The sequence below is a fragment of the Mesorhizobium sp. M7A.F.Ca.AU.001.01.1.1 genome, assembly GCF_004022735.1.
GTDB lineage: Bacteria > Pseudomonadota > Alphaproteobacteria > Rhizobiales > Rhizobiaceae > Mesorhizobium > Mesorhizobium ciceri.
In genome coordinates, this window is record NZ_RZPF01000390.1 from 1 (window position 1) to 6080 (window position 6080).

Genomic DNA, 6080 nt, shown 5'->3' on the forward strand with positions numbered 1-6080 from the left:
ACATGAAGGTAACCATCACCGGCCGCAACGAGGACAAGCTGAAGAGCGCTTGGAAGAGCCTTGGCGGTGCTGCCGAGAAGGCCGCTTTCGACGCGTCGAAGCCGGATGAGGTCCGTCAATTCTTCGAGCGCCTCGGCCCCTTTGATCACTTGGTGCTGGCGGCCAGCGGCGGCAAGGGCCTCGGCCCGTTCCCGGCGCTTGACCTGAGTGACATCGGCAGTGGCGTGGAGGAAAAGGTCCGCCCGCAGCTGTCCTGCCTGCAGGCCGCCTTGCCGACACTCAACAAGGCCGGATCGGTCACCTTCATCTCGGCGGTGTCGGCGCAGCTCGCAACGCCCGGCGTCGCCGGTATCGCCGCCATCAACGGCATGCTGTTGACCGTGGTGCCGATCCTGGCGATGGAGTTGAAACCGCTGCGCGTCAATGTCGTGGCGCCAGGCGTCATCGACACGCCCTGGTGGGACTTTCTGGCCGAGGAGCAGAGGCAGGCGCTGTTTGCCGACTATGCCGGCAGGACCCCGGTCGGCCGCATCGGTCGCGCCGAAGACGTCGCCGCGGCAATAGCCTTCCTCGTCTCCAACGGCTTCATGACCGGTCAGGTGCTGACCTGCGACGGCGGACTGCGATTTGCGGCCTAGCGTTCCTCGGGCGCCGACAGGCTTTCACCCTCAATTGGCTCTCTTTGGATCACCCCGCACGCTCTTTTCGCCGGGGCTGTCACCGCCCGGTCTCACCGCATCTGAAGCGGTCTTTTCCGGAACATAGGAATAATCAGGCGTATCAGCCCCATACATCTTGTTATCGATCGCCTCTTGCCAGCTGAAATCCGCGTCGGACGGTGAAACGTCGGCAATGTCATGGCGGGAGGAGCGAGAGTGCAGCCAGTTCGGGGTGATCTCTCGGACCAATTGTGCGAAGCGTCCCATCGAAACCGTTCCTTTCCTTGCCCTTTCCAGGAGGCGCGATCGCGGTTGCGTCGGCTGGATCTAAAGTTGACCTCTCAGCCAGGCCAGCGTCTCGACAACGTCGGCAAGCCCGTACCGCGCTGCGGTGTGCGCTGGTGGTTTGACGCGTATCGATATGCCGCCGGCATCATTGACGGCCTCAAAACCGTTTTCATCCGACGTGTCGTCGCCCAGGAAGACCGGGCGACGGCCCGTGAATGGCGCAATTTCCATGAAACGCCGGATCGCGGCGCCCTTGGCGGCCTCGAGCGGCAGCAGTTCAACACCGGCATTGCCGGGAACCACCCGGTAGCCCTTTGGCAGCGTGGCCAGCGCCTGCTCGACAAGCTGCGTCGCGCGCGGAAGCAGATGCGGGGCGGCGCGCGTGTGGATGGCCAGCACCCGTCCTTTGCGCTCGATATAGGCGCCACGACCGAGCTCGGCCTCGATCTCGTCGGCAAGCGCAGAAATATCCGCCGGCTCATCCGCGACTTCGACGTCGTCGTTCGGTAGGAGCCGATGTTCCAGGCCATAGAGCCCGGCGGCGCGCAGCTTCAAAGGCTGAAACAGATGATCGACAGCCGCGACGGAACGGCCTGTTATGAAGGCCAATGCCCCGTTCAGCTTGCGATCCAGGCCTTGCAGCAAGGAGCGGAGCTCGTCGCTGACCGAGACGGCGTCCGGGTGTTCGGCATGTTCCAGCAGGGTGCCGTCGATGTCGAGGAACAACGCCCATTCGCCGGTCAGCACAGTGTGCGGTTTCTCCATGACGGCCTGCGGCTTGTGCAGGGTCTCGCCAACAATATTTTGCAGCGCATCGCTCATGACATCGCCACCCGTCTGCGCTCAAAAATGGAGACGACATTGTCGACGCTGGGCGGCGGGTCGCTGACGGCACCGGTCACCCGATCGAGGTCCCCGCGCTTGCGCAAACGTGCCGCATCCAGAAGCATGCTGCCGGCCCAGCGATAGACATTGTTGTTGCGGATTGTCTCGCGCATGGGGCGCATGCGCTCGCGCTGTTCTTCGGGCGACATGGTCAGTGCCTGCAACAGCGCTCCGCTCATCATGGCGGCATCGTAAGGGTTGACGATAAGCGCCTCCAGCAATTCACGCGAGGCGCCGGCGAATGTGCTGAGCATCAAAACGCCCTGCTCGTCGTCGCGCGCGGCGACGAATTCCTTTGCGACGAGGTTCATGCCGTCATGCAGGCTGGTGACCATGCATATGTCGGCGGCCCGATAGATCTCGTAGACCTGTTCTTGCGAGTGATGTTCGGCCACCATGATCACCGGCCTGTAGCCCTCGCTGCCATAACGCCGGTTGAGCTCTTCGGCATAACGGTGGCACTCGTCATGGAGCAGCTTGTAGGCAGGCAGCGTGCCGCGGCTGGGTGCCGCGATCTGCAGGAAGACCAGTTTTCCGATCCACTCAGGCTGTCGCTTGAACAATTCGTTCAAAGCGTGAAACCGATCGAGAATGCCCTTGGTATAATCGAGGCGCTCGACCCCGACGGCCAGCTTCACATCCGCTTTAAGGCCGAACCTCTCGCGCATGCGAGCGCGGCAATCGTCGACAGCGGGAAGTTTCGCCAGCAGGTCCGCCGGCCATTCTATCGAGATCGGATAGGCGTGCACCAATGTGGTCCGTCCGCCGTAGGAGATGGCCGCATCGGCCCGCTCGATGCGGCTTTCCAGGAAGCGATCGACGCTTTCGGTGAAATTGTTGGCATGGAACTGAGTGTGGAAGCCGATGATCGAGCTGCCGAGCAGGCCTTCGAGGATGCGTTCACGCCATGGGCAGATGCTGTACACTTCCGAATTTGGCCACGGGATGTGCCAGAAAGTGATGACGATCGCCTCCGGCAAGCGCTCGCGGATCATGCGCGGCAGCAGCGCGAAATGGTAATCCTGGACCAGCACGATCGGCCGCTCGTTGCGCGCCTCGGCAACCACCGTATCGGCAAACTTCCGGTTGACGGCTTCATAGGCAGCCCAGTCGGAGGCACGAAAAATCGGCCGGGTGAAGGCGATATGGCAAAGCGGCCAAAGGCCCTCATTGGCGAAACCGAGATAATAGCCCTGATGCTCTTCCTCCGTCAGCCAGACCCGGCGCAGCGTGTAGGACGGGTTGCCAGGCGGCACCTGCACGCGATCGTGGTCGTCGACGGTAAGGCGGTCCGCCGTTCCGCCGCCATAGGCGATCCAGGTGCCCGCACAGGCGCGGGTAATGGGCTCGAGCGCCGACACCAGCCCGCTGGCCGGGACGAGCAACTCGACGCCGTCGTCCTTCACATTGTGGATGTACGGCTCGCGATTGGACACCACGATAACCTGCGCATCGGGCAGATCGTCGGCCAGGATCTTGCGCAATGTTTCTGGCGACCAGGTCACCAGCGCGGCATCGGCCGATTGGCCGTTCTTTTCGAACTCCCGTATCACCTTGCGCGCGGCCTCCGCCGCCACATCTTCGCCTGCCGTATGTGGGACGGCAGGAGGATGACGGCGACGGTGCCGCGATATGGAGAGGAATACGGCAAGAGCGGAAAAACCGAGGCTCGCGAAAATCAGAACCCAGAGCAGGTCCGCACCGTAGTTTGTCATTGAACGTCAACTCACCCCGGCCGTCGGCGACCGTTTGTTCGTGTTTCCCGTTTGAAACGGTCCGCCGGCCACGTGGTCGGCGTTCGGACCAGTGTTTTTGCAACGCACAAGGCCTGGATCGGTTCCGCCAATTTTGTTCGGATCATGTTCTTACTATGAGCGGCACCAGCCCTTCATGGCGGTCGGCCAGGAAAGCGACGACCCGGTCGCCGACGCGCTGGAAGGTGAGATCGACGACCCGGTCGCCGACGCCCAGGTGCCGCAGTGTCAGCGTGTCGATGCCGATCGGCAGCCTGGGGCGGCCGACGCGAATCTCACCCTCCCAGCCGTCGATCTCCAGGCCAAGACAGGCCTGCATCAACATGAAAGCGGAGCCCGCCGACCACGCTTGCGGCAGGCAGGCGACGGGATAGGCGATGGGTGCTTCGCCCGGCGCACGTGTAAAACCGCAGAACAGTTCGGGCAGCCGCATGTTGAAATGGACCGCGGATTCGAACGTGCCGCTCATCAGGCGAACCACGCTTTCGCGCTCGCCATAGCGCGCCAGCCCGGCACCGCAAAGGGCGGTATCGTGCGGCCAGATCGAGCCATTGTGGTACGACATCGGATTGAAGAACACGGCATCGTCGGCGAGCGTCCGCAGTCCCCAGCCCGAATGGAAGGAGGCGGAAAGCAGCTGGTCAGCCACCATCTGGGCCCGCGCCGGCTCAGGCAATCCGACAAAGAGCAGATGCCCCGCATTCGAGGTCCGCACCTTGCAGGGCTCGCCGGCACCGTCGATTGCCAGCGCATAGAAGCCGAGATCGTCAAGCCAGAAATCCCGTTCCACGGCAACCCGCATCGCTTCGGCGCGATCATCCCAGTGGTCGGCCCTGTCGTTCTCGCCCCGGCGACGGGCAAGTGCCGCCAGCCCCCGGAAGGCGGCAAAGACGTAGCCCTGCACTTCGACAAGGGCGATCGGGCCCTTGGGAATGCGGCCATCGGCATGGAAGACCGAATCGAAACTGTCCTTCCATCCCTGGTTGGCGAGGCCGGACTCGGCCGCTCGCTGGTAAGTCACGAATCCGGTTTCCCGGCCCGCCTCCTCCGTCCATTCGGCCGCGGCGCACAGCGACGGCCACAGGCCGTCGATGAACGCCATGTCACCGGTACGATCGGCGTAGGCACAGGCAAGGTAGATGTAGAGCGGTGTCGTATCGACGCCACCGTAGTAGCGGCCAAAGGGAAGCTCCCGCAGCGCCACCATTTCGCCCTTGCGGGTCTCGTGCATGATCTTGCCCGGCTGCGAATCGCTGAACGGCGATGTCTCGGTCGCCTGATGCTGGGCCAGAAAGGCCAGCACGCCCCGCGCCAGGCCCGGATTGAGCCACAGCATCTGCAGCGCCGAGATGACGCCGTCGCGGCCGAACGCCGTCGAGAACCAGGGGATGCCGGCATAGGGATAGGGGCCGGTCGCCAGCTCGGTGGTCAGCAGCGCGACATCGGCGCGAGCGCGCTCGACCCAGTCGTTGAAGACACGGCCCGAGCTGCGCACCGTCGCGCCATGGCGACGTTTGGCCCGCATGCCAAAGCGGGCGCGGGCGGCAGCGGCGCGGAACCGGTCGCGGTCGGGCTTGTCGGCCACCTCGGGACCGACCTCGACATAAAGCACCTTCCTGCTGCGCTTGGTCACGGCGATCAGGAAATCGGCACGGTTGGCACTCAGTTGGTCCGGCGCCTGCGAGAACGATATCGCCGAGAGGCGGGCCAGGCCATCGAGCCCATCATAGCGCAGCAGGACCGACGTCGCGTTTGTTTCGGCGGCATGGGCCAGCCCGCGCTTCGGCCGTGTCGAGCCACGCACTTCGAACATGTCGCGGAAATCGGCGGAATAGTGCAGGGAAACGCTGATCGTCGAGTGTTCCCGGCTGTAATTGGAAAGGGTGATGCGTTCAAACAGCCTGTCCTGCCAAAGCAGTCTGACGCGTTCGATGTGAATGGCTCCCTGCGGGATGTCGCGTCCACCGGCGCTCTGTATCGGCAGATTGGTCAAATTGGTGGTGAACAGCACATTGTCCTGGCTGAGCGAGGCGCCGAGCAGAGATGTCTGCCTGCCGCCGACGGTCAGCCGGAACTCGGAAAGAACCCGCGTGTCGTCGCGAAAGAAACCGTCGCCGGCGCCACGTATGTCGCCATAGGCGTCGGCAACGGCGAAGCAATCGCCCTGCTTGAGCGCAAACAACCGATGCGGCTCGCGAGGGGCGGTGGCGTCGAGCGATGCAAGCGCAACCGCAGGATCGAGCTGGCCCTCATCGAGTTGGGCCATTCGTCAAAGATCCCTGTTGTTTCGTTGCCGTGGCTCGAGCACGTCGCTGCTCAAGACGCCTTCGCCGTGCTCGGGACGCCGATCAGGCCCGCATAGGCGGCCAGATAGTCGCCGGCCATTCTTCGGGCGGAGAACCGCTTTTCGAAAACGGCCCTCACCTTTCGCCTGTCGAGTTGCAGCAAGTCCGGCACCGCAGCGACCGCGCTATCCATTGTGGCAGCGATAAAA

General features: G+C 63.5%; 5 protein-coding genes and 1 pseudogene. 1 reads left to right on the plus strand and 5 read right to left on the minus strand.

The genetic code is table 11. The annotated features are described in order from the left end of the window. Positions 1 to 638: SDR family oxidoreductase (locus tag EN884_RS22010; RefSeq protein ID WP_128360733.1), on the plus strand; the 638-nt coding region annotated here is incomplete at its 5' end. A gap of 30 nt (positions 639 to 668) precedes the next feature. Here EN884_RS22010 and EN884_RS22015 read toward each other — a convergent pair. The 5 genes and pseudogenes from EN884_RS22015 to EN884_RS39705 all read right to left on the minus strand — a co-directional run. Next, positions 669 to 926 (minus strand): hypothetical protein, encoded by a 258-nt coding sequence (locus EN884_RS22015; protein ID WP_063168507.1) that lies wholly within the window; start codon positions 924 to 926, stop codon positions 669 to 671. A 60-nt stretch (positions 927 to 986) separates the two neighbouring features. After that, positions 987 to 1712, minus strand: a complete 726-nt coding sequence (otsB, locus tag EN884_RS22020) for a trehalose-phosphatase (protein WP_032898633.1) — start codon at positions 1710 to 1712, stop codon at positions 987 to 989. Between the two features lie 53 nt (positions 1713 to 1765). Beyond that, the gene (locus tag EN884_RS22025) at positions 1766 to 3547 is read right to left on the minus strand and encodes a trehalose-6-phosphate synthase (RefSeq protein WP_013530900.1); all 1782 of its coding nucleotides are present in this window, start codon (positions 3545 to 3547) and stop codon (positions 1766 to 1768) included. A gap of 142 nt (positions 3548 to 3689) precedes the next feature. Further along, a complete protein-coding gene (locus tag EN884_RS22030; RefSeq protein ID WP_128360734.1) occupies positions 3690 to 5852 on the minus strand; it encodes an amylo-alpha-1,6-glucosidase in 2163 nt (720 codons plus the stop codon). A 50-nt stretch (positions 5853 to 5902) separates the two neighbouring features. Next, positions 5903 to 6080, minus strand: a pseudogene (locus EN884_RS39705) (glycosyltransferase family 4 protein); the annotation flags it as partial.